A 21,017-nucleotide genomic window follows, 5' to 3' on the forward strand; every position below is an offset into this window, starting at 1 on the left:
AAGGCGGCCCGCAGGCCGCCTTCCGCAAGTCAGCAAAACCCTTTCGCTAGCCCTTCAGATGCGTTTCGAAGAACGTCATGCTGCGCTGCCAGGCCGCCTTGCTGGCCTCGGCGTCGTAGTAGTCCCAGTCCTCGTTGCCGAAAGCGTGCGGTGCATCGTAGCGATAGGCCTCATAGGGCACGTTGGCCGCCTTGAGCTTTTCCTCGAAGGCATCGGCCTGATCGATCGGGAAGAACGTGTCCCGTTCGGCGAAATGGCACTGCAACGGCACCGAGATGACGCTCGGATCGCCGGCCTCTTCGGGCGGAATGCCATACCAGGACACCGCGGCATCCGTGTCGTCGTTGTTCATAGCCGACAGCACCGCCAGCACGCCGCCCATGCAGAAGCCGATCACGCCGACCTTGTCGCTGTCGGCCTTCAGATACTGCAGAGCACCCCGGATGTCCTGGGTGGCGGCATCGCCGAAGTCGAGATCGTTCATCTTGTGCTCGGCCTCCTTCTCGTCCAGGGCTTTCTCGCCGTGGTAGAGATCGGGCACGAGTACGCGGTAGCCGGCATCGGTCCATTGCTGGCCGACCCGCTTGATCTGGTCGTTGAGGCCCCACCATTCCTGGATCACCACGATGCCGGGGGCGTTCGCGGTATCCGGCTCGGCATAGAACCCGGCCGCGGTCTTGCCGTCGGGGCGTTTGTATTCAATGGTCTCGGACATGTCGAGTCGCTTTCCGGTGAAAAGGTGGTCTCGGCATGCTACCGCGCCCGCCCCCTTTTTCAAGCGAGGGCGAGCGGGTACCGAATTGCGCAATACGCTAGCGTGCGGCCTGCTGGCGAACGCCGGTCAGCGCCGCGAACTGGGTCTGGTCGAGCACCGCATTCAGCGGCAGCCAGGCCTGACCGTCGGGCTTGCGGGTGCGCAGCGCCGGATCGGCCAGCGAAACCTTCTCGCCGGTTTTTTCCTCGATCTTGCGCTCGATGGTTGCGGCATCCAGCTCGCCGTTCTTGAGCTTGACCAGTTCGGACTCGTCCAGATCAAGCGTGGTGTTATTCGCGCTGCCCGGCAGATAGATCGCACCGGTGGCGAAATCCACGGCAAACGCGATCACGCCCGGCACGAGAAAGAACAGCAGACCGATACCGTCGAGCACCGCGACGGCGGGATCGATACGCCCGTCGACCTGTCCCTTGCGCTCCGGATACAGGATCACGCCGCAAGCCGTGCTACCGAGTAGCGTTATGGCCATCGTCGCGGCAACGCCGGCACGGCGCGCCTTTCTGGATCGATCCGTCATCAAGTTCCCCTTTTGCGTAAATTGATCAACGAGGTTGTAGGCTCTTCGTGGAGCGAGCAACCCGCAGGACAATTGTAGTGACTTGATCAGAAAATGCGCGCGCGGCCGATTTATAATGAATATGCCCCTGTCCGCCACGCAGAACATAAATCACATGCCAGAACAACAAGGGGCGGCCATGAACCGATCCCGTCATCCTCGACGCCGACAAACCAATAGTGCGGGCTTCACGCTCATTGAGTTGATGATCGTTGTGGCGATCGTGGGCATACTCGCAGCGATCGCCGTTCCGGTGTACATGAATTACATCGCGCGGGCCAAGGTCAGCGAAGGCCTCGCTCTGGCCGGGCCCGTGAAAAACGCCGTGGGCGAGTATTACAGCGTCAACGGCAGCCTACCCAACGTAGCCAACAACAATTGGCTGAAGCTGCTTGCCGAACTGAACCTGCCGAACAACTCGGATACCGGGGCTGCCTCCGGGCGCTACGTCAAACGGATCTGGTGGAATAACAACGCGGACACGCCGTCGATCCGGATTCGCTATGCCGGCTTTCCCATCGACGACGCCGTGCTCTATCTCCAGGCGGATATAGGCCAGGGGTCGATAAGCTGGAATTGCACGGCGCCCAACAGTGGCGGCGTTCCCGATCGCTATCTGCCGGCGAATTGCCGCTGAAACTCACTCACCCTGCTTGAAGCGGCGCAGCGCTCGGCGCTGTTTCTTGTCAGGTCGGATGTCCGGGCGCGGCATCGACGCGCGTGCCACGCGGCGCTCCTCCGCCTGTTGCTGCCGTGTGTTCAGGCTGGCCGGCGTCTCGGCATAGAGCGTGGCCGCAATAGCAGCCGCGCCGCGCTTGTCCGATAGATCGAGCACGTCGATCTCGAAAGTGACTTCGCCCTTGGTGATATCGAGCCGGTCGTCGATATGCACGCCGGTGCTGGCCTTGGCGCGATGACCGTTGACATGCACCTTGCCGCCCTTCACCGCCTTCGAAGCCAGCGAGCGCGTCTTGAAAAAGCGTGCAGCCCAGAGCCATTTATCGACCCGAACCGAAGCGTTGTTGTGCGCGGTTTCACTCATGCGCAAACTGTGACATCAAATCCTGCGCACGCAAGCCTGCCCGAATGCTCGACCGGTTCCGTCTCGTTTTCAGGATTCGCGTCACCCCAGAAGGCGCGACGGTCATCCATGGCAAAGTGCCGGCACGCTTTCTGTCTGCCGTTCGGGATGTCATCGCTCTCCACCATATCGACCGCGGCGATATCGAGTGCAAAGGCCATGGCCGAAAGGCACGACTAAGGTTCTCCAACGGCTTCCCCGAGACCGGTCGACAAGCCATCCGTAATGTCTGGACGCCCCCAACCGCCCCCGGCCCGAGCGGCGGGCGCCGTGCTCGCGGCTGAACTAGTGACAACGGCCAACGAATACGACTAACGTCTGACAATTACGCCGCGATGGCGTATGTTGACGCTCGATTTCGTCCGTACTGGGGAGAACAGGATGATCACGGTCCATCATCTCGAGGACTCGCGCTCGCAGCGCGTTCTATGGCTGCTCGAAGAGCTCGATATCCCGTACGAGGTCAAGCACTACAAGCGCGATCCGAAAACGATGCTCGCACCGGCCGAACTGCGCCATGTGCACCCACTGGGCAAATCCCCGGTCATCACCGACGACAAGCGTACCGTCGCCGAAACCGGACTGATCATCGACTATCTGGTCGATCGCCACGGCGGCGGCAAGCTCGCCCCCGAAGCTGGCAGTGAAGAAAGGCTGAACTACGAGTACTGGCTTCACTACGCGGAAGGCTCTGCCATGCCGCCGCTACTGCTGCATCTGATTTTCGATACCGTCGAGAAGAAATCCCCGTTCGTGATCAAGCCGATCGCCAAGGCGATCTCCGCCAGCGTGAAGAAACAGTTCATCCGGCCGCAGCTGAACCTCCACCTCGACTACATGGAGAACGAACTGCGCCAGCACCGGTGGTTCGTCGGCGACGACTTCACGGCCGCCGACATCATGATGAGCTTTCCTCTTGAAGCTGCCAGCAGCCGCCAGCAGGAGCTGAATGAGCGCTGCCCGAACATTGCCGCGTTCGTGAAGCGCATTCACGAGCGCCCCGCCTACCAGCGCGCACTTGAGGCCGGCGGCCCCTACGCATACGCCTGACATGAAAAAGCCCGCTGAAGGCGGGCTTTTCCTTTTAGAGCGTCGGTTTCGGGCGCTCTTAGCCGTTAATCAGCTGCTCGAGTCGCTTGAGGACATTGAATCGTCCTCGCTATCCCCGACGCTGGCCTGGTCTCGAAGACCATCCACGGTCTTCTCGCCGATACCGTTTACTCGAGTCAGTTCATCAATCGATTCGTAAGGACCGTTTGCATCACGATCCGCCACGATCGCCATCGCCTTGGTGTCCCCGATGTTCGGCAAGGCGGTGAGTGAATCCGCATCGGCCGTATTGATGTTTACAGCCGCGAGCGCGACACCCGTGTAGAAACAAACCAGAAGCGCGAGAGTTAGGATGAAATGTCTCATCGTATACTCCATTTCTTATTTATTTACCGCACTTCGAACATATACACGGGCGCCGATACGATGCAAATAGGCGTCGTATGCAGCTGTTTACCTACGATCCCGAACGGAAAATCAAGAGCTTATATTCTCTCACGCGAAAATCGACGGAATAGCGTTTCACTAGTCGCGCTACGGCAGAAGCATCGGGCGGCAGGTCAAGATGCTTTCACGCATCAGTCGGCCTGAATGACTGCCGGGCACAGCAAACGTGGACTACGCCGGGCGTTGGCGTAGATCGAACTCTCTCTAGGCGGGGCAGCGAGCGTGGATGAACGTCCAGTAACCGAAGGCGTTTACGGGCTGGGTCTCGACCACGTCGAGCTCGGCCATCTCGAGAAATTCGTCGAGCGGGAAGGACGGGCGGAAGCCGACCAGTTTGGATAGCGGCGACACCATGCGCTCGAGCGAGGCCATCGCGCCTTTGCCTTGGCTGAAGTGATTGACGATGAACAGGTCGCCGCCGGGCTTGCAGACGCGCTTCATCTCTTCGACGACTTTCTTGGGGTCGGGCGCGACCGAAACCACGTACATCGCAACGACCTTGTCGAAGCTGTCGTCGGCATATTCGAGCGCCTGGGCGTCCATAAGCGCGAGCGAGATACGATCGGCATTGCCGTTCACGCGCGCCTTGGCGTAGTCCAACATCTCGGGAGAAACATCGATGCCAACCACCTCGACGCCGTCACCGTAGTGATCGAGCGACAGGCCGGTGCCGACGCCGACTTCAAGGACACGATCGCCGGGGCGACAGTCCATCTTCCGCACCGCGACTTCTCGTCCCTGTTCGAAAACCGGGCCGAAAAAACGATCGTATTGCCGCGACAAGCGGCGATACGCGGTTACGACGGATTGCTCATCCATGAATACGTTTCCCGTAAATTAAAGCCGTGAGAACACTCTTAGGCGCACGAAGAATACGCCTGTCGCGGCAGCGATACAAAAATACGCGTGCGTACGGCTGGCACGCTTACGTCACGACAGAATCGGACACGGCACGCGTCAGGAAAGTTCATACCGGCCACGCATGTCGACGCCGCGATGGCTGACACGGGGCTCGGTCGCGTCCTCGAACAGGCGGATCGTACAGAATCCCTGCTGGGCATCCATTTCAAACCAGTGCACCCGCTCCGGCGGCACACGGACGTAGTCACCGGCCTCGCACTCGAGCGCCAGAACGGTATCGTCGTCTGCCCGCAGGTAGAGCACGCCGCCGCCATGAATGAGCACCTGGGCTTCTGCCACATCGTGCGCGTGCTCGGTCATGAGCTCGCGCTCGAGCTTTGCCCGCCGCGGATGCGAGGGAAGAATACGGGTGACATCGAGTGCCACACGCGGAATGCGCGAGAGCAGATGATCGAGCGGCTCGATATAGCTACCGATGATCTCGTCATGCCCCGCTTCGCCGTCGAAAGACACCGCCGGAAGTGTGACGTGCTCGTACTGCACGCCGAGGTCAACCAGGCGCGCTGCGATACAGGCTCGGTCGGTGTCGCAAAGCGACAAGGTGCACGACTCGCGGCAATCTCGATATAGCTTGGTCATTGTTCGAATCCCGCCATCTCTCGATGCCGCTGGGATAGGACCCCGTCTTTCTATGGGGTCGGTGCCCCCAAGATCCCGCGTCGATCGCAGGCCCGGGCCGACGCCGTCTATAACGACGACGCCGACATATTATACGAACCCAGATGACGCGAGGATGGCAACGGAAAGCGGTCACCTGATAGTGCTAGCCCTGATCACGTTTCCAGTTGATCAGGCCGCCGGCCATGAGAATCTCGACCTGACGCGGCGACAGACCATGCCGACATTCGATCGGCTCGCCACCCTTGACCTCGACGGTCACGGTATCGCTTTCGGCGAGCGCCTTGTGCAGCCCCTTGATGGACAGCTTGGCGCCTTGCTTGAGCGATTCGTGATCGTCGCTATTGGTATAGATCAGCGGCAGAACACCGAAGTTGACAAGGTTCTGCCAGTGAATCCGAGCGTAATCCTTGGCGATGACGGCGCGCAGGCCGAGATAGCGCGGCGCGATTGCGGCATGCTCGCGTGAACTGCCCTGCCCATAGTTGGAACCGCCCACGATGATGTGGTCACCGGTGCTCTTCGCGCGGGTCGGATATTCCTCATCGACCACGTCGTAGACAAACTCGGCAATCGCCGGAATGTTCGAACGGAACGGCAACACCTCGGCGCCGGCACGCATGATCTCGTCGGTGGAGATATCGTCACCGACCTTGAGCAGCACGGGCAGTTCGAACTCGTCCGGAATGCCGTCGAAGTCGGGCAGCGACTTGATGTTCGGCCCCTTGACCAGTTCGACCTTGCGAGCGTCTTCGAGATCCAGCGGCGCCTCCATCATCTGGTCATTGATGACCGGATCGTCGGGATTGGCGACCTTCGGATAGTCAAAGTCCAGCGTGCGCGGATCGGTGATCTTGCCCATAAGGGCACTGGCGACCGCGGTTTCGGGCGAGCACAGGAAGACCGAGTCTTCCTTGGTGCCCGAACGGCCCGGGAAGTTACGCGGCGTGGTGCGCAGACTGTTGCGACCGGACGCCGGCGCCTGTCCCATGCCGATACACCCGTTACAACCAGCCTGGTGAATACGTGCGCCTGAACCGATGAGCACGCCGAGGCGATCGTCGCGAGCGAGCGTCTGAAGCATCGCGCGCGAGGACGGGTTCACGTCGAACGAGACATGCTTGGACGCTTGCCGACCGCGCATCATCTCGGCGGCCATGGCGAAGTCGCGATAGCCGGGGTTGGCCGACGAGCCGACATAGGCCTGATACAGCTCGTCACCAGCCAACTCTTCCACGGGCACGACATTGCCCGGGGACGTCGGCTTGGCGATTAGCGGAATCAGCGTCGACAGGTCGATTTCGTCGTGCTTGTCGTATTCACAGCCTTCGTCGGCGACCCATTCCTCGTATTCGTCCTCGCGGCCCTGCGACTTCAGAAACCGTTTGATCTCCTGATCCGCCGGGAAGACGGTCGTGGTCGCGCCCAGTTCGGCGCCCATGTTGGCGATCACATGCCGATCCATGGCCTCGAGGTTGTCGAGACCCGGCCCGTAGTACTCGATGATCGTGCCGACACCGCCCGATACGCCGTGGCGGCGTAGCATCTCTAGGATGACGTCCTTGGCAGAGACCCAATCGGGTAACTTGCCGGTCAGTTTCACGCCGAACACCTTCGGCATCTTGGTGTAAAGCGGCTCGCCGGCCATGGCCATGGCCACTTCCAGACCGCCCGCGCCAATTGCGAGCATGCCCATCGAGCCGCCCGCGGGCGTGTGGCTATCCGAACCCAACAGCGTTTTGCCGGGACGGCCAAAGCGCTCCATGTGCACCGCATGCGAAATACCGTTGCCCGGGCGCGAGTAATACACGCCGAAACGTTCGCACGCCGATTGCAGGAACAGATGGTCGTCCGGGTTCTTGTTATCTTCCTGGATCAGGTTGTGGTCGACGTACTGGGCCGAGATCTCGGTTTTCACCCGGTCGAGCTTCATGGCCTCCAGTTCCAGCATGACCAGCGTGCCGGTCGCATCCTGGGTCAAGGTCTGGTCGATACGCAGGGCGACTTCCTTGCCCGGCGTCATCTCGCCTTCCAGCAAGTGCGCTTCGATCAGTTTCTGGGCGACGTTCTGTGCCATCGGGTGCCTCCAATCGGTTGTTGACCTCACCATAGCTCGCACGGCCGATTTAGCCAAAGAACCTGCATCGATTGCTCATTTATTCGAGTGCATGGTTCGCCAAATCGGGGGCAAATCGGCTACCGTTATCGCTTCGATGCGCTGCGCATCGGCTGGCTACGAGGGGACGCCGGCTTACGGCTTCTTTCTGTACACTGCACCTACTACTCGTCGCGAGTGCTCGCGAGGGGTCATCGGTTCGCGATGGCTTCGCGTAGAATAGGAACACGTTATGGATGCCGCTACCGAACAAGCCGTCGTGCTTTGGCCCCTGCTGCTTTTCACGGCCGGTGCGCTGGGCCTGATTCTAGCCATGCTCGGCATATCGGCTGTACTGGGCGGCCGCCATAACTCGCGCCTGGGCAATCAGCCGTACGAGTCGGGCATCAAGCCGACCGGCAGCGCCCGGATGCGCTTTTCGGCCAAGTTCTATCTGGTGGCGATCATCTTCGTGCTCTTCGATCTCGAAGTGGTCTTCATCTTCTCCTGGGCCATCGCCGCGCCCGCGCTGGGCTGGCCCGGCTACTTCGCATTCCTGTTCTTCCTCGGCGTGCTGACACTGGGCCTGATCTACGAATGGCGCATCGGCGCACTCGACTGGGCGCCCAAGGCGCCGCGGCAGTATCGCCTCGACGCGATCGAGAGCAACCGTCGCCGCAACCTCGACTCCGCGTCATGAAGACGCGTCGAGCTCATGAACACGATTTTCGATTGAACCATCGACAGGACAATCTTTGATGGCATGGTCACTCACGAGCACTGACAAGAATCCGAAACCGGGTTCGGCCGGTGGCGACGACGCCAGTGGCGGCACGATCGAGGACGCGCTGGCGCGTAATGTGGTTACCGCGAAGCTCGACGACATGGTCGCCTGGGGCCGCAAGCACTCGATGTGGCCGTTCAACTTCGGCCTGTCCTGCTGCTATGTGGAAATGGCTACCGCCCTGACCGCACCGCACGATATGGCCCGCTTCGGCTCGGAGGTCATCCGTGCCACCCCGCGTCAGTCGGACGTGATGGTGATCGCCGGCACCTGCTTTCTGAAGATGGCGCCGGTGATCCAGCGTCTCTACGATCAGATGATGGAGCCGCGCTGGGTCATCTCCATGGGCTCCTGCGCCAACTCCGGCGGCATGTACGACATCTATTCCGTGGTCCAGGGCGTGGACAAGTTCCTGCCCGTGGACGTGTATGTGTCCGGCTGCCCGCCGCGGCCCGAGGCCTTCCTCGAAGGCCTGCTGCTGCTGCAGGAAAACATCGGCGCGGAAAAGCGCCCGCTGTCCTGGATGATCGGCCCGCAGGGCGTGACCCAGCGGCCCAAGCTATCCATGCGTGATCGCAAGCGCACCGAACGCCTCTCGGCCACTACCCTGCGTACGCCGGATTCGGTCTGATGCTGGATCGAGTGAACATTCAGCAGCAGCTGGCCGAACGCTTCGGCGAGCGCGCCCTGCACGAGCAGATCACCGCGGACGGCATGCCCACGCTGTGGATCGGCCGCGATCTGATCTGCGACGTGCTCAAGTTCCTGCGCCAGGACAGCACACCGCATTATCGGATGCTGTTCGATATCACCGCGATCGACGAGCGCGTGCGCGAAAATCGCATCAATCAGCCGGCCGGCGATTTCACGGTGGTCTACCACCTGCTGAGCCTGTCGCCGGTTGCCGAGATTCGGCTCAAGGTCAGTCTGTTCGACGACGACCTCACCACCCCGACCGCGACCCATATCTGGCCCAACGCCAACTGGTACGAGCGCGAAGTCTGGGACATGTTCGGGATCACCTTCGACGGGCACCCGAACCTGCGCCGGATTCTCATGCCGCCGACCTGGAAAGGTCATCCACTGCGCAAGGACCACGCTGCGCGCGCCACCGAGTTCGAGCCGCTGCATCTCGATCCCAAGCGCCAGGACGAGGAAGAAGACGCACTGCAGTTCAAGCCCGAAGACTGGGGCATGAAGCGCGAGTCCGAGGACAGCGAGTTCATGTTCCTCAACATGGGCCCGAACCACCCGTCGGTGCACGGCGTTTTCCGTATCGTGCTTCAGCTCGACGGCGAAGAGATCGTTGGTGCGGTGCCGGATATCGGCTACCACCACCGCGGCGCCGAGAAGATGGCCGAGCGCCAGTCCTGGCACACCTATATTCCGTATACGGATCGCGTGGATTATCTCGGCGGCGTGATGAACGAGCTGCCGTACGTGATGAACCTCGAGCACGTGCTCGGCATCCAGGTGCCGGAACGGGTCAAGGTCGTACGCGTGATGCTCTGCGAGTTCTTCCGTATCACCAGCCACCTGATGTTCTTCGGCACCTACGTGCAGGACATCGGCGCGATGAGCCCGATCTTCTGGATGTTCTCGGACCGCCAGAAGGCCTATGACGTGATCGAGGCGATCTGCGGTTTCCGCATGCATCCGGCCTTCTTCCGTATCGGCGGCCTCGCGATGGACCTGCCTAACGGCTGGGATCGCAAGGTCAAGGAATTCATCGACTGGTTCCCGCCGCGGCTGGCCGAATACAAGAAAGCCATGGCGCGCAACAGCGTGCTGGTGAAGCGCTCCAAGCATATCGGCGCCTACTCCCAGGATGAGGCGATCGACTGGGGCATCACCGGCGCCGGCCTGCGCGCGACCGGCGTGGACTTCGACCTGCGCAAGGCGCGGCCCTACTCCGGCTACGAGAACTTCGACTTCGAGGTCCCGCTGGGCACCAATGGCGACTGCCAGGATCGGCTCGACGTCCGTATCGAAGAGATGTTCCAGAGCTGTCGCATCATCGAGCAGTGCATGAAGAACATGCCGTCCGGTGACTACAAGGCCGACCACCCGCTGACCACGCCGCCGATGAAAGAGCGCACGATGCACGACATCGAAACGCTCATCGCACACTTTCTGACCGTGAGCTGGGGCCCTGTGCTACCGGCGATGGAATCGTCCTGCATGGTCGAAGGCACCAAGGGCCTGAACAGCTACTACAGTATTTCCGACAAGCATACGATGAGCTATCGCACGCGCATCCGTACGCCCAGCTTTGCCCACCTGCAACAGATCCCGTTGATCTCGCAGGGTGGCCTGGTGGCGGATCTGGTCGCGATCATCGGCTCGATTGACTTCGTGATGGCAGACGTGGACCGATGAAACTCTCGCAGACCGAAATCGAGGCCATCCAGCACGAGATGACCCTGTACGAGGATCCGGGCGCCGCGACCATCGAGGCGCTCAAGATCGTGCAGGAACATCGCGGCTGGGTATCCGACGAATCGCTGGAAGCCGCGGCTGCGGTCGTGGGCGTCACGCCGACCCAGATGGAAGCGGTGGCGACCTTCTACAACCTGATCTTTCGCCAGCCGGTCGGCCGGCACGTGATCATGATCTGCGATTCGATATCCTGCTACCTGACCGGGTACGAGGAAATCCTGGCGTACCTCAAGAAGACGCTGGCCATTGAGTTCGGCCAGACCACGCCGGATAACCGCTTTACCCTGCTGCCGATCTGCTGTCTGGGCAACTGCGACAACGGCCCGGCCATGCGTATCAATACCGATTACCACGGCCGGCTCACACCGGAGAGAGTGGACGCGATTCTGGCGGAGTACCCCTAGGCGCAAGCCGAGGAAAAGCGAGCATGGAAAAGGTTCTAACCAAGAACATCCGCGACAACCGCGATCCCATGTGGATCGCGGAATACGAGAAGGCCGGCGGCTGGGAGGCCTACAAGAAGGTCGTCCAGGAGATGAAGCCGACCGACGTCGCGGCACTGGTCAAGGAAGCCGGTCTGCGCGGCCGTGGCGGCGCGGGTTTCCCGACCGGCATGAAGTGGTCCTTCATGCCGCGCTTCGAAGACAACCCCGAAAAACGTCCCGCCCATGTCTACATGGTGGCCAACGCCGATGAAATGGAGCCCGGCACCTTCAAGGACCGGCTGCTCATGGAGGGCGACCCGCATCAGTTCATCGAGGCGATGGCGATCTCCAGCTATGCGATCGGCGCGGATATCGCGTACGTGTTCATTCGCGGCGAATACACCGAATGCCAGCGCAAGCTCCAGCGCGCCATCGACGAGGCCACCGAGGCCGGCTATCTCGGCGAGGACATTTTCGGCACCGGTTACAAGCTCAAGATGTACCTGCATATGAGCGCCGGGCGTTATATCTGTGGCGAGGAATCCGCGCTGCTGTCCGCGCTTGAGGGCCGACGTGCCGTGCCGCGCCACAAGCCGCCGTTCCCGGCTGCTTCGGGCCTGTTCGGCCAGCCCACCACGGTCAACAACGTCGAGACGATCTGCAACGTCCCGCATATCATCAACAACGGCGCCGAGTGGTATCAATCGCTTGGCCTGCACAAGGATGGCGGCACCAAGATCTTTGGCGCGTCCGGGCATGTGGCACGTCCCGGCCTGGTCGAACTGCCTCTGGGCACCAAGCTGTCGGAGGTGCTCGACCACTTCGGCGGCATCCGTGGCGGACGAGAGCTCAAGGCCCTGTTGCCGGGCGGCGGTTCCACACCGCTGCTCACCCAGGAGCATCTGAACACGCCGATGGACTACGACGGCGTGGGCGCAGTCGGCAGCCGGCTGGGCACCGCGACCATGGTGGTCATGGACGACCAGACCCCGATTGTCGGCGTGCTCAAGAATCTCGAGCATTTCTATGCGCAGGAATCCTGCGGCTGGTGCACGCCCTGTCGCGACGGCCTGCCCTGGGTGGAACGCATCCTGACCAACCTCGAAGCCGGCAAGGGCAACCCGGGCGATATCGAGCTGCTCGACCTGCACGTCAAGCTGCTCGGCCCCGGCAAGACCTTCTGTGCCCATGCGCCGGGTGCAATGGGCCCGCTCGAATCCGGCCTCAAGTATTTCCGCGACGAACTCGCCGCGCTGATCCCCGACGACGCCACGACGCCGGACAGCACGCAGGCAGCGAACGCGGTCTCGAATCACTAGCGCACGGTTTAGCGATGGCAACGATCAAGATCGACGGCAAGCAGTTCGAGGTGGACGACACCGACAACCTGCTCAAGGTCGCCCTCTCCAAGGGCTTCGACCTGCCCTATTTCTGCTGGCACCCGGAACTGCATTCGGTCGGTGCCTGTCGCCAGTGCGCGGTGAAGCAGTACAAGGACGAAAACGATACCGAAGGCCAGATCGTGATGGCCTGCATGACGCCGGCCAGCGATGGCGGCTGTTTCTCGATCGCCGATCAGGAATCGAGCGATTTCCGCGCCCAGGTCGTCGAATGGTTGATGATCAACCATCCGCATGACTGCCCGGTCTGCGAGGAAGGCGGCGAGTGCCACCTGCAGGACATGACCCTGATGACCGGCCATACGCGCCGGCGCTATCGCGGGCCCAAGCGGACCCATCGCAACCAGGATCTCGGCCCGTTCATCAATCACGAGATGAACCGCTGTATCGCCTGCTATCGCTGCGTGCGCTACTACCGCGACTATGCCGATGGCGACGATCTTCGTGTGCTCGGCTCGCATTCCAATGTCTATTTCGGCCGTGAAGCCGATGGCCCGCTGAACAGCGAGTTCTCGGGCAACCTGGTCGAGGTCTGCCCGACCGGCGTGTTTACCGACAAGACGCTCGGCGCGCATTACACCCGCAAATGGGACATGCAGAACGCCCCGGGCATCTGCACCCACTGCTCGCTGGGTTGCAACACCAGCCCGGGCTCGCGTCAGGGCGTGCTCAAGCGCATCCAGAACCGCTACCACGGCGAGATCAACCACTATTTCCTCTGCGATCGCGGCCGCTTCGGCGCCGGTTTCGTCAATCGCGAAGACCGTCCGCGCCAGCCCCTGCAGCGCGACGCCAACGGCGTGCTCGAGCCGCGGGACATGGACGCCATGCTGGCCTCGCTCAAGAGCGTGCTGGCCGAGGCGAACGGGCTGGTCGGCATCGGCTCGCCGCGCGCGTCGCTGGAAGACAACTACGCCCTCCGGCATCTGGTCGGTGCCGACAATTTCCATAACGGCATGAGCGCGCCGGACAGCCACGCCAGCCGTGCAGCGCTGTCGCTGCTGCGCGGCCACGCCGGGCGTCTGCCGACGATGCGCGAAGTCGAGTCCTGCGACGCGGTGTTTGTCCTCGGCGAAGACGTCACCCAGTTCGCGCCGCGGCTGGCATTGGCCCTGCGCCAATCCGTACGCAACAAGCGCTACGAGCTGGCCAAGGCCGCCAACATTCCGAAATGGCATAACCGCGCCGTACGTGACGAGGGGCATTTCTTCTTCAGCCCGCTGTTCATGGCGGTACCGGCCGCGACCCGTCTCGACGACGTCGCCACCGAACTATTCCATCTGCGCCCGGCGCGTATCGCCGAGCTCGGCTTTGCGGTTGCAGCGATGCTCGACGACGCCGCGCCCATGCCGGCCGATCTCGACGACGCCACCCGTGCCCACGCCGAGACCATCGCGACCGCACTCAAGAGTGCCAAGAAGCCGCTGATCGTCGCCGGTACCAGCCTCGGCAGCGAGGCTGTGCTGACGGCCGCCGGTAACGTGATGCGCGCGCTCGAATCCGTGCACGACGACGCCGGCCTGTTCGTCACCCTGGGCGAGGCCAACAGTCTCGGCATGGCGATGATGAGCGATCGCGATGTGGACGACGCATTCGACGCGATCACGTCGAACCGCGCCGACACGCTCGTCGTGATGCAGAACGATCTCTACGAGCGCGCCCAGCAGGGCAAGGTCGACGCCGCGATCAAGGCCGCGAAGAACCTGATCGTGCTGGATCACAGCATGACCGCGACCATCGCCAAGGCCGACTATGTGCTGCCGGCCGGCAGTTTTGCCGAATCCGACGGCACGCTGATCAACAACGAAGGCCGTGCCCAGCGCTTCTTCCAGGTCTTCATCCCGGAAGCGCCGCTGCAGGAAGGCTGGCGCTGGTGTGCCGACCTCAACCGTGCGGTCGGCAAGCCGGTGCACTGGCACGGCATGGACGACCTGATCGATGCGATCGAGACCGAGTGCCCGCAGTTCACCGGCATCAAGGAGGCCGCGCCAAGCACGAGCTTCCGCAAGTCGGGCATGCGTTTTCCGCGCAGCCCGCATCGCTTCTCCGGCCGTACCGCGCTGTATGCCAACGTCGACGTGCGCGAGAAACGCCCGGAAGTCGATGCCGACTCGCCGTTGGCCTACTCCATGGAGGGCTATCACGGCAGCGAGCAGCCGCCGGCCTTGATGTCCTATGCCTGGGCGCCGGGCTGGGATTCGAACCAGGCCGCGATCACCCGTTTTCAGGATGAAGTGGGTGGCCATCTCAAAGGTGGCGATCCCGGCACACGCCTGCTCAAGGTCGATGCCAGCGTGCCCGCTTACTCACCCGCCGAGCCCAAGCTGGTCAAGGGCTGGCAGGCGATCCCCCGCTATCACATCTTCGGCAGTGAATCGCAGTCGGCCAAGGCGCCGGCGATTCAGGAACGTATGCCGAGGGCCTGGTTCACGGTTAACGAAGCGGCCGCGAAGTCGCTCGGGCTGGCTGCGGCCGACACCCTGCGCCTGACCATCGACGGCGAGATCCATTCGCTGCCGGTGACCATCGATCCGAGCATGCCCGACCAGACCATCGGCGTACCGATCGGCGCGCACGGGCTGATGGGCGTACGTCTGCCGGCGGAGGTCAATCCCTGATGTTCGGCGTCAGTACCGACACCCTGCTCGATATCGCGCTGACCGCGTTCGAGACCATCGCGATCCTGCTCGCGGTGGTGATCTCCGCTGCGCTGCTGATCTGGGTGGAACGGCGCCTGCTCGGCCTCTGGCAGGACCGCTATGGGCCCAACCGGGTGGGGCCGTTCGGCATCCTTCAGGTTGCGGCCGACATGATCAAGATCTTCTTCAAGGAAGACTGGATTCCGCCCTTCGCCGACAAGGCGGTGTTCGTGATCGCACCCGCGATCATCATGTTCACCACCATCATGGCTTTCGCCGTCATTCCGTTCAGCGAAACGCTCGGCGTGGTGGATATGAACATCGGCATTCTGTTCATCCTCGCCATGAGTTCGCTAGGCGTGTACTCGGTGATTCTCGCTGGCTGGTCCTCTGACAATAAATACGCCCTGCTCGGAGCGATGCGTACCGCCGCCCAGATGATCTCCTACGAGGTCTTCATGGGGCTGAGCCTGCTCGGCGTGGTTCTGCTGGCCGGCAGCTTCGACCTGCGCGAGATCGTCGAATCCCAGGCCGGCATGTGGAACGTCATTCCGCAGTTCCCGGCCTTCGTGATCTTCTTCATCGCCGGCTGCGCCGAGATTCACCGCGCACCGTTCGACCTGCCGGAGGCCGAACAGGAGCTGACTGCCGGCTATCACACCGAATACTCGGGCATGAAGTTCGGCATGTTCTTCGTGGGCGAGTATCTGGGTATCGTGTTGATCTCCTGCCTGGTGACGGTGCTGTTCTTCGGCGGCTGGCTGGGCCCGATCCTGCCCGGCTTCGTGTGGTTCGCGTTGAAGGCGGGTTTCTTCATCGTGTTCTTCGTGCTGCTACGCGCCGCCACGGTACGGCCACGCTACGACCAACTCATGGCTTTCGGCTGGAAGATCCTGCTGCCCATCACCCTGGTCAACGTCGCCATAACCGGCGCTGTCGTGGTGGCGCAGTCATGAATATCTTGACCGTGAAGACCGCCAATCATTGTCGTTGCTCGAGTCGCTTATGCTGAGTGTCCTGCGCACCATCTGGATGACCCTGATGCACACCTTTCGCAAGCGCGATACGGTGCTGTATCCGGAAGAGCAGCCGTACCTACCGCCGCGTTATCGCGGGCGTATCGTGCTCACGCGCGACCCGGACGGCGCCGAACGCTGTGTCGCCTGCAACCTGTGCAGCGTGGCCTGCCCGGTGGACTGCATCAGCGTGGTCAAGGGCGAGGACGAGACCGGGCGCTGGTATCCGGAGAGTTTCCGGATCAACTTCTCGCGCTGCATCTATTGCGGCTACTGCGAGGAAGCCTGCCCGACCTACGCCATCCAGCTCACCCCCGATTTCGAGATGGGTGAGTTCGACCGCCAGAACATGGTCTACGAGAAATCCGATCTGACCATCTCCGGCGTCGGCAAGCGCCCGGGCTACAACTTCTATCGCGTCGCCGGCATGGCCGTGGGCGGCAAGGACAAGGGCGAGGCCGAGAACGAGTCGGCGCCCATCGACGTCAAGACGCTGCTTCCCTAGGGGCCGGGCAAATGGAATTCGCATTCTATCTCGCTGCCATCGTTGCCGTTGCCGCGACCGCACGGGTGATTACCTGCTCGAACGCGGTGCATGCGCTGCTGTATCTGATCATGTCGCTGCTATCGGTGGCGATCGTGTTCTACACGCTGGGCGCGCCGTTTGCGGCCGCGCTGGAAGTGATTGTCTATGCCGGCGCGATCATGGTGCTGTTCGTGTTCGTGATCATGATGCTCAATCTCAACGACGAAACCGTCGCCCGGGAACGAACCTGGATGGCGCCGCGGATATGGATCGGGCCGGGCGTGCTCGGCGTGGTGCTGATCACGGTGCTGTTGGCCGCCATGGCCGGCGGCAGTTCTCTGGGCACCGTCGACAGCACGCCGCTCATGGCCGAGCGCGTGGGCCGGGCGATGTTCGGGCCGTACGTACTGGTGGTCGAGCTGGCGGCCTTCGTGCTGCTGGCCGCACTCGTGGTCGCGGCCCATCTGGGACGTGACGATCGCGACATCGCCGAACGCAAGCGCGTCGCCGCGGCCCGCGGACGCCGTCACCTGGGAGGCGAACAATGAGCGGTATTCCCATGGAACACGGCATGGTGCTGGCCGCCCTGCTGTTCACGCTCGGCCTGATCGGGCTGGTCACGCGCCGCAACACGCTGTTCATCCTCATGTCGCTCGAGATCATGCTGAACTCGGCCGGGCTGGCCTTCATCGTCGCCGGCTCTGCCCACGGCGCGCCCGACGGCCAGGTGATGTTCATCCTGGTCATCACACTCGCCGCCGCCGAGGCGAGCATCGGGCTCGGCCTGCTGCTGCAGCTCTATCGCCGCTTCAAGACCATCGACATCGACGCCGCCAGCGAGATGCACGGATGAACCTGCTTGCCCTGACAGTCCTGTTCCCCCTGCTCGGCAGCGTGACGCTGTCGTTCTTCCCGCGTATGTCCGATCGCGCCGCGGCGACGATCGGCGCCGGCTCAATCGGCCTGTCGGCGCTTGTTTCGGCGATGATCATCTACGGCTTTGCCGCCAGCGGCGAAGCCTATGGCCAGACGCTCTGGACCTGGGTGTCCGTCGGCGACTTCACGCCCGCCTTCGCGCTCTATCTGGACGGCCTGTCGGCGACCATGCTCGGCGTGATCACGGGGGTGGGTTTTCTAATCCACCTGTTCGCCGGCTGGTACATGAAGCACGACCTGGAAGGCGGACCGGGCATGGGGCGCTTCTTCGCCTACATGAACCTGTTCATCGTCGCCATGCTGCTGCTGGTGCTCGGCGACAACCTGTTCCTGCTGTTCCTCGGCTGGGAAGGCGTGGGCCTGTGCAGTTACCTGCTGATCGGCTACTACTACAAGGACGAGGCCAACGCCTGGGCGGCGTTCAAGGCGTTCCTGATCACCCGTATCGGCGACGTGTTCCTAGCCATCGGCCTGTTCCTGCTGTTCACCACCTTCGACACCCTGGATATCCAGACGCTGTTGGAAGAGGCGCCGAAGGCCTGGGCCGAAGGCGATACGATGGCAAATATCGCCGCCCTGCTGCTGCTCGGCGGCGCGGTCGGCAAGTCGGCCCAGCTGCCGCTACAGACCTGGCTGCCCGATGCCATGGCCGGCCCCACGCCGGTCTCGGCATTGATTCATGCTGCGACCATGGTCACCGCCGGTGTCTATCTGATCGCGCGCACGCACGTCATCTTCGAGCTCGCTCCGGCGGTGCTTACGCTGGTGGGCGTGATCGGCGCGCTGACGCTGCTGCTGGCTGGCTTTGCCGCGCTCTGTCAGACCGATATCAAGCGCGTGCTGGCCTATTCGACCATGAGCCAGATCGGCTACATGTTCCTGGCGCTGGGCGTGGGCGCCTGGGACGCCGCGATCTTTCATCTGATGATTCATGCCTTCTTCAAGGCGCTGCTGTTCCTGGCTTCGGGTTCGGTGATCATCGCCTGTCATCACGAACAGAACATCTTCAAGATGGGCGGCCTGCGCAAGCGGCTACCGCTGGACTACTGGGTGTTCATCATCGGCGGCGCGGCCCTGGCTGCCCTGCCGCTGATCACCGCCGGCTTCTACTCCAAGGACGAGATCCTCTGGATGTCGTTCGCCAACGGCCACTACATCCTGTGGTTCGCGGGTCTGGCCGGTGCGTTCCTTACCGCGCTCTATACCTTCCGCATGATCTTCATCGCCTTCCATGGCGAGGAGAAGCTGCACGCACACGCCGGCACGGGCATCGCCCATCATCTGCCGCTGATCGTGCTGGCCATTCTTTCGACCTTCGTTGGCGCCTGGATTCATCCGCCGCTGGCCGATGTGTTGCCGGTGCATGAAGGCGGCGAGCACGGCACGATCAAGATCATCATCGAGCTGCTGTCCAGCGTAGTGGCCATAGTCGGCCTCGGCGTGGCGGCCGCCCTGTTCCTCGGCAAGCGCGAGAAGGCCGAACACATGGCCTCCGGTCCGGTCGGCATGCGCCTGTGGCGCTTCTGGCATCACGCCTGGGGTTTCGACACGCTCTATGACCTCGTGTTCGTGCGCCCCTATCTGATGCTCACCCGCCTGCACCGGCGCGACTGGATCAACTCGACGGTCAATATCGCGCCGCAGTTCGCGCTAATGCTCAATAGCGCGCTGGTCACGACCCAGAACGGCCGGCTGCGCTGGTATGCCATATCGCTGTTCGCCGGCGCCGCAGTGCTGCTCGCGGCTCTGCTGTTCGGATAAGGAACGCTTTCAATGATCCTGTGCTGGCTTCTTTTCGTTCCCTTCATCGGCGGCCTGCTGTGCTGGCAGTTGGAGAGCCGCCATGCGCCTTCCCAGGTGCCGCGCTGGATCGCGCTGCTGACCATGCTTATCGTGGTCGGCCTCGCGCTCTGGCTGTGGATGACCGGCGACTATTCGCTGGCCGGCACGGTGGGCGATTCGCCGAGCTGGGTGCGCGAGTTCCGTCTCGGCTGGATCGAGCGCTTCGGCATCTCCTTCCATCTGGCGATCGACGGCCTGTCGCTGATCATGATCATGCTGACCGGCTTTCTCGGCGTGCTGGCCGTGGTCTGCTCGTGGCGCGAGATCACCAACCGGATCGGCTTTTTCCATCTGAACCTGCTCTGGATCATCGGCGGCGTGATCGGCGTGTTCCTGGCCATCGACCTTTTCCTGTTCTTCTTCTTCTGGGAAATGATGCTGGTGCCGATGTATTTCCTGATCGCGCTATGGGGACATAGCGGATCGAAGGGCAATACCCGAATCGGCGCGGCGATGAAGTTTTTCATCTACACCCAGGCCAGCGGCCTGCTGATGCTGGTCTCAATCCTCGGCCTGGTGTTCGCCCACTACAGCCAGACCGGCGTGTTCACTTTCGATTACGTCGTGCTGCGTGACACGCCGCTGACCGGCGCGATCTCCTACGTTCTGATGCTGGGCTTCTTCATCGCCTTCGCGGTGAAGTTGCCGGTGGTGCCGCTGCACGGTTGGCTGCCGGATGCTCATGCCCAGGCGCCGACCGCCGGTTCGGTCGATCTGGCCGGCATCCTGCTCAAGACTGCAGCCTACGGCATGCTCCGGTTCGCGATTCCGCTGTTTCCGGAAGCCTCGGCGCAGTTCGCGCCGGTCGCGATGGCGCTCGGCCTCGTGGGCATCTACTACGGCGCGTTGCTCGCCTTCTCACAGACTGACGTCAAACGCCTGATCGCCTGTTCGAGCATCTCGCATATGGGCTTCGTGCTCATCGGCATCTATTCCGGCACGCTGCTCGCGCTACAGGGCGTGATCGTGCAGATGGTCGCCCACGCGTTCTCCGCGGCCGGGCTATTCATCATCTCCGGTCAGATATACGAGCGTATCCATACCCGCAACATGAGCGAGATGGGCGGCCTGTTCGGCCGTATGGGCGCGCTACCCGGCTTCGCGCTGGTGTTCGTCATGGCCTCGCTGGGCATGCCCGGCACCGGTAACTTCATCGGCGAGTTCCTGATCCTGTTCGGTGCTTTCGAAAGCGTGCCGTGGGTGGTGGTGCTCGCCAGCGGCGGGCTGATACTCGCGGCCATCTACTCGCTGGTGCTCATGCACCGCGTGTACTGGGGCACACCCAAGTCGGAAGCATCGCTGGGCGGGCTCGACCCACGCGAGTACAGCATGATGCTGCTGTTGCTCGTGCTCACCCTCTGGGTGGGGCTGTTCCCGAATACCGTGCTTGATATCTCGCAGACGGCGATGACCGAGGTCACCGACTGGTTCGCCGTCTCTCCGTTGCCGACCCGTTAGGCGAAAGGC

Annotated in this window: 23 protein-coding genes; 15 read left to right on the forward strand and 8 right to left on the reverse strand. The window is 62.4% G+C overall.

The genetic code is table 11. The features are described from left to right. Positions 1–46: 46 nt before the first annotated feature. Together SADO_RS04090 and SADO_RS04095 are read right to left on the reverse strand one after the other, a co-directional pair. Entirely contained in the window at positions 47–715 is a 669-nt protein-coding gene (locus tag SADO_RS04090; protein WP_353109444.1) for a dienelactone hydrolase family protein, read from the reverse strand. Between the two features lie 97 nt (positions 716–812). After that, the gene (locus SADO_RS04095; protein ID WP_353109446.1) at positions 813–1,292 is read right to left on the reverse strand and encodes a hypothetical protein; all 480 of its coding nucleotides are present in this window, start codon (positions 1,290–1,292) and stop codon (positions 813–815) included. A 178-nt stretch (positions 1,293–1,470) separates the two neighbouring features. Between SADO_RS04095 and SADO_RS04100 the strand changes: the two genes are divergently transcribed. Beyond that, complete coding sequence (locus SADO_RS04100; protein ID WP_353109448.1) at positions 1,471–1,968, forward strand: pilin; 498 nt, start codon at positions 1,471–1,473, stop codon at positions 1,966–1,968. Positions 1,969–1,971: 3 nt separating this feature from the next. On the opposite strand, the gene SADO_RS04105 is transcribed toward SADO_RS04100, so the two are convergent. Both SADO_RS04105 and SADO_RS04110 read right to left on the reverse strand, forming a co-directional pair. Then, entirely contained in the window at positions 1,972–2,373 is a 402-nt protein-coding gene (locus SADO_RS04105; protein WP_353109450.1) for an RNA-binding S4 domain-containing protein, read from the reverse strand. After that, the gene (locus SADO_RS04110; RefSeq protein WP_353110092.1) at positions 2,370–2,573 is read right to left on the reverse strand and encodes a hypothetical protein; all 204 of its coding nucleotides are present in this window, start codon (positions 2,571–2,573) and stop codon (positions 2,370–2,372) included. The genes SADO_RS04105 and SADO_RS04110 overlap by 4 nt, the downstream gene beginning before the upstream one ends. Between SADO_RS04110 and SADO_RS04115 the strand changes: the two genes are divergently transcribed. After that, complete coding sequence (locus SADO_RS04115) at positions 2,490–2,696, forward strand: DUF3634 family protein (protein ID WP_353110078.1); 207 nt, start codon at positions 2,490–2,492, stop codon at positions 2,694–2,696. The two genes, SADO_RS04110 and SADO_RS04115, sit on opposite strands and share 84 nt — an antisense overlap. 97 nt (positions 2,697–2,793) lie before the next feature. After that, positions 2,794–3,462: a glutathione S-transferase gene (locus SADO_RS04120; protein ID WP_353109452.1), complete on the forward strand. Its 669-nt coding sequence runs from the start codon at positions 2,794–2,796 to the stop codon at positions 3,460–3,462. A gap of 69 nt (positions 3,463–3,531) precedes the next feature. Here SADO_RS04120 and SADO_RS04125 read toward each other — a convergent pair whose 3' ends face one another. From SADO_RS04125 to SADO_RS04140, 4 genes are all read right to left on the reverse strand, one after another. After that, on the reverse strand, positions 3,532–3,828 hold the full coding sequence (locus SADO_RS04125; RefSeq protein ID WP_353109454.1) for a ComEA family DNA-binding protein: 297 nt from the start codon (positions 3,826–3,828) through the stop codon (positions 3,532–3,534). A gap of 285 nt (positions 3,829–4,113) precedes the next feature. Further along, positions 4,114–4,728 (reverse strand): class I SAM-dependent methyltransferase, encoded by a 615-nt coding sequence (locus SADO_RS04130; protein WP_353109456.1) that lies wholly within the window; start codon positions 4,726–4,728, stop codon positions 4,114–4,116. 138 nt (positions 4,729–4,866) lie between these two features. After that, positions 4,867–5,409 carry a hypothetical protein gene (locus SADO_RS04135; protein WP_353109457.1) on the reverse strand — a complete coding sequence of 181 codons (543 nt, stop codon included), beginning with the start codon at positions 5,407–5,409 and terminating at the stop codon, positions 4,867–4,869. Positions 5,410–5,593: 184 nt separating this feature from the next. Continuing rightward, complete coding sequence (locus SADO_RS04140) at positions 5,594–7,525, reverse strand: aconitate hydratase (RefSeq protein WP_353109459.1); 1,932 nt, start codon at positions 7,523–7,525, stop codon at positions 5,594–5,596. Positions 7,526–7,796: 271 nt separating this feature from the next. On the opposite strand from SADO_RS04140, the gene ndhC reads away from it, so the two are divergent. From ndhC to nuoM, 12 genes are read left to right on the forward strand one after another with little or no spacing between them, the layout of a single operon-like run. Continuing rightward, positions 7,797–8,243 (forward strand): NADH-quinone oxidoreductase subunit A, encoded by a 447-nt coding sequence (gene ndhC, locus SADO_RS04145; protein ID WP_353109461.1) that lies wholly within the window; start codon positions 7,797–7,799, stop codon positions 8,241–8,243. Positions 8,244–8,301: 58 nt separating this feature from the next. Further along, positions 8,302–8,958 carry a NuoB/complex I 20 kDa subunit family protein gene (locus SADO_RS04150; protein ID WP_353109462.1) on the forward strand — a complete coding sequence of 219 codons (657 nt, stop codon included), beginning with the start codon at positions 8,302–8,304 and terminating at the stop codon, positions 8,956–8,958. Next, positions 8,958–10,706, forward strand: coding sequence for an NADH-quinone oxidoreductase subunit C/D (gene nuoC, locus SADO_RS04155; protein WP_353109464.1), 1,749 nt, complete (start codon positions 8,958–8,960; stop codon positions 10,704–10,706). The genes SADO_RS04150 and nuoC overlap by 1 nt, the downstream gene beginning before the upstream one ends. Further along, positions 10,703–11,170: an NADH-quinone oxidoreductase subunit NuoE gene (gene nuoE / locus SADO_RS04160; protein ID WP_353109465.1), complete on the forward strand. Its 468-nt coding sequence runs from the start codon at positions 10,703–10,705 to the stop codon at positions 11,168–11,170. The genes nuoC and nuoE overlap by 4 nt, the downstream gene beginning before the upstream one ends. A 23-nt stretch (positions 11,171–11,193) precedes the next feature. Further along, complete coding sequence (nuoF, locus tag SADO_RS04165) at positions 11,194–12,510, forward strand: NADH-quinone oxidoreductase subunit NuoF (RefSeq protein WP_353109467.1); 1,317 nt, start codon at positions 11,194–11,196, stop codon at positions 12,508–12,510. A gap of 14 nt (positions 12,511–12,524) precedes the next feature. Then, complete coding sequence (gene nuoG / locus SADO_RS04170; protein WP_353109468.1) at positions 12,525–15,209, forward strand: NADH-quinone oxidoreductase subunit NuoG; 2,685 nt, start codon at positions 12,525–12,527, stop codon at positions 15,207–15,209. Continuing rightward, positions 15,209–16,186 (forward strand): NADH-quinone oxidoreductase subunit NuoH, encoded by a 978-nt coding sequence (gene nuoH, locus SADO_RS04175; RefSeq protein ID WP_353109469.1) that lies wholly within the window; start codon positions 15,209–15,211, stop codon positions 16,184–16,186. Before nuoG ends, nuoH begins: the two co-directional genes overlap by 1 nt. 49 nt (positions 16,187–16,235) lie before the next feature. Next, the gene (gene nuoI / locus SADO_RS04180) at positions 16,236–16,751 is read left to right on the forward strand and encodes an NADH-quinone oxidoreductase subunit NuoI (protein ID WP_209060715.1); all 516 of its coding nucleotides are present in this window, start codon (positions 16,236–16,238) and stop codon (positions 16,749–16,751) included. Between the two features lie 11 nt (positions 16,752–16,762). Beyond that, entirely contained in the window at positions 16,763–17,320 is a 558-nt protein-coding gene (nuoJ, locus tag SADO_RS04185) for an NADH-quinone oxidoreductase subunit J (protein WP_353109470.1), read from the forward strand. After that, complete coding sequence (gene nuoK, locus SADO_RS04190) at positions 17,317–17,625, forward strand: NADH-quinone oxidoreductase subunit NuoK (protein ID WP_353109472.1); 309 nt, start codon at positions 17,317–17,319, stop codon at positions 17,623–17,625. The genes nuoJ and nuoK overlap by 4 nt, the downstream gene beginning before the upstream one ends. Next, positions 17,622–19,469 carry an NADH-quinone oxidoreductase subunit L gene (gene nuoL, locus SADO_RS04195; protein ID WP_353109474.1) on the forward strand — a complete coding sequence of 616 codons (1,848 nt, stop codon included), beginning with the start codon at positions 17,622–17,624 and terminating at the stop codon, positions 19,467–19,469. Before nuoK ends, nuoL begins: the two co-directional genes overlap by 4 nt. 12 nt (positions 19,470–19,481) lie before the next feature. After that, positions 19,482–21,008: an NADH-quinone oxidoreductase subunit M gene (gene nuoM / locus SADO_RS04200; protein WP_353109476.1), complete on the forward strand. Its 1,527-nt coding sequence runs from the start codon at positions 19,482–19,484 to the stop codon at positions 21,006–21,008. The last annotated feature ends 9 nt before the right edge of the window (positions 21,009–21,017 follow it).

The organism is Salinisphaera dokdonensis CL-ES53 (assembly GCF_040361215.1).
GTDB classification, from domain to species: domain Bacteria; phylum Pseudomonadota; class Gammaproteobacteria; order Nevskiales; family Salinisphaeraceae; genus Salinisphaera; species Salinisphaera dokdonensis.

What these genes read in the sequence shown, in the direction of transcription:
- nuoE (WP_353109465.1), top strand. Translation starts at nt 10,703, where the DNA reads ATGAAACTCTCGCAGACCGAAATCGAGGCCATCCAGCACGAGATGACC.
- nuoI (WP_209060715.1), top strand. Translation starts at nt 16,236, where the DNA reads ATGCTGAGTGTCCTGCGCACCATCTGGATGACCCTGATGCACACCTTT.
- SADO_RS04095 (WP_353109446.1), bottom strand. Translation starts at nt 1,292, where the DNA reads ATGACGGATCGATCCAGAAAGGCGCGCCGTGCCGGCGTTGCCGCGACG.
- SADO_RS04140 (WP_353109459.1), bottom strand. Translation starts at nt 7,525, where the DNA reads ATGGCACAGAACGTCGCCCAGAAACTGATCGAAGCGCACTTGCTGGAA.
- nuoK (WP_353109472.1), top strand. Translation starts at nt 17,317, where the DNA reads ATGAGCGGTATTCCCATGGAACACGGCATGGTGCTGGCCGCCCTGCTG.
- SADO_RS04135 (WP_353109457.1), bottom strand. Translation starts at nt 5,409, where the DNA reads ATGACCAAGCTATATCGAGATTGCCGCGAGTCGTGCACCTTGTCGCTT.
- SADO_RS04110 (WP_353110092.1), bottom strand. Translation starts at nt 2,573, where the DNA reads ATGGCCTTTGCACTCGATATCGCCGCGGTCGATATGGTGGAGAGCGAT.
- nuoH (WP_353109469.1), top strand. Translation starts at nt 15,209, where the DNA reads ATGTTCGGCGTCAGTACCGACACCCTGCTCGATATCGCGCTGACCGCG.
- nuoC (WP_353109464.1), top strand. Translation starts at nt 8,958, where the DNA reads ATGCTGGATCGAGTGAACATTCAGCAGCAGCTGGCCGAACGCTTCGGC.
- ndhC (WP_353109461.1), top strand. Translation starts at nt 7,797, where the DNA reads ATGGATGCCGCTACCGAACAAGCCGTCGTGCTTTGGCCCCTGCTGCTT.
- nuoM (WP_353109476.1), top strand. Translation starts at nt 19,482, where the DNA reads ATGATCCTGTGCTGGCTTCTTTTCGTTCCCTTCATCGGCGGCCTGCTG.
- SADO_RS04105 (WP_353109450.1), bottom strand. Translation starts at nt 2,373, where the DNA reads ATGAGTGAAACCGCGCACAACAACGCTTCGGTTCGGGTCGATAAATGG.
- SADO_RS04120 (WP_353109452.1), top strand. Translation starts at nt 2,794, where the DNA reads ATGATCACGGTCCATCATCTCGAGGACTCGCGCTCGCAGCGCGTTCTA.
- SADO_RS04125 (WP_353109454.1), bottom strand. Translation starts at nt 3,828, where the DNA reads ATGAGACATTTCATCCTAACTCTCGCGCTTCTGGTTTGTTTCTACACG.
- nuoG (WP_353109468.1), top strand. Translation starts at nt 12,525, where the DNA reads ATGGCAACGATCAAGATCGACGGCAAGCAGTTCGAGGTGGACGACACC.
- SADO_RS04130 (WP_353109456.1), bottom strand. Translation starts at nt 4,728, where the DNA reads ATGGATGAGCAATCCGTCGTAACCGCGTATCGCCGCTTGTCGCGGCAA.
- SADO_RS04090 (WP_353109444.1), bottom strand. Translation starts at nt 715, where the DNA reads ATGTCCGAGACCATTGAATACAAACGCCCCGACGGCAAGACCGCGGCC.
- nuoL (WP_353109474.1), top strand. Translation starts at nt 17,622, where the DNA reads ATGAACCTGCTTGCCCTGACAGTCCTGTTCCCCCTGCTCGGCAGCGTG.
- SADO_RS04100 (WP_353109448.1), top strand. Translation starts at nt 1,471, where the DNA reads ATGAACCGATCCCGTCATCCTCGACGCCGACAAACCAATAGTGCGGGC.
- SADO_RS04150 (WP_353109462.1), top strand. Translation starts at nt 8,302, where the DNA reads ATGGCATGGTCACTCACGAGCACTGACAAGAATCCGAAACCGGGTTCG.
- nuoJ (WP_353109470.1), top strand. Translation starts at nt 16,763, where the DNA reads ATGGAATTCGCATTCTATCTCGCTGCCATCGTTGCCGTTGCCGCGACC.
- nuoF (WP_353109467.1), top strand. Translation starts at nt 11,194, where the DNA reads ATGGAAAAGGTTCTAACCAAGAACATCCGCGACAACCGCGATCCCATG.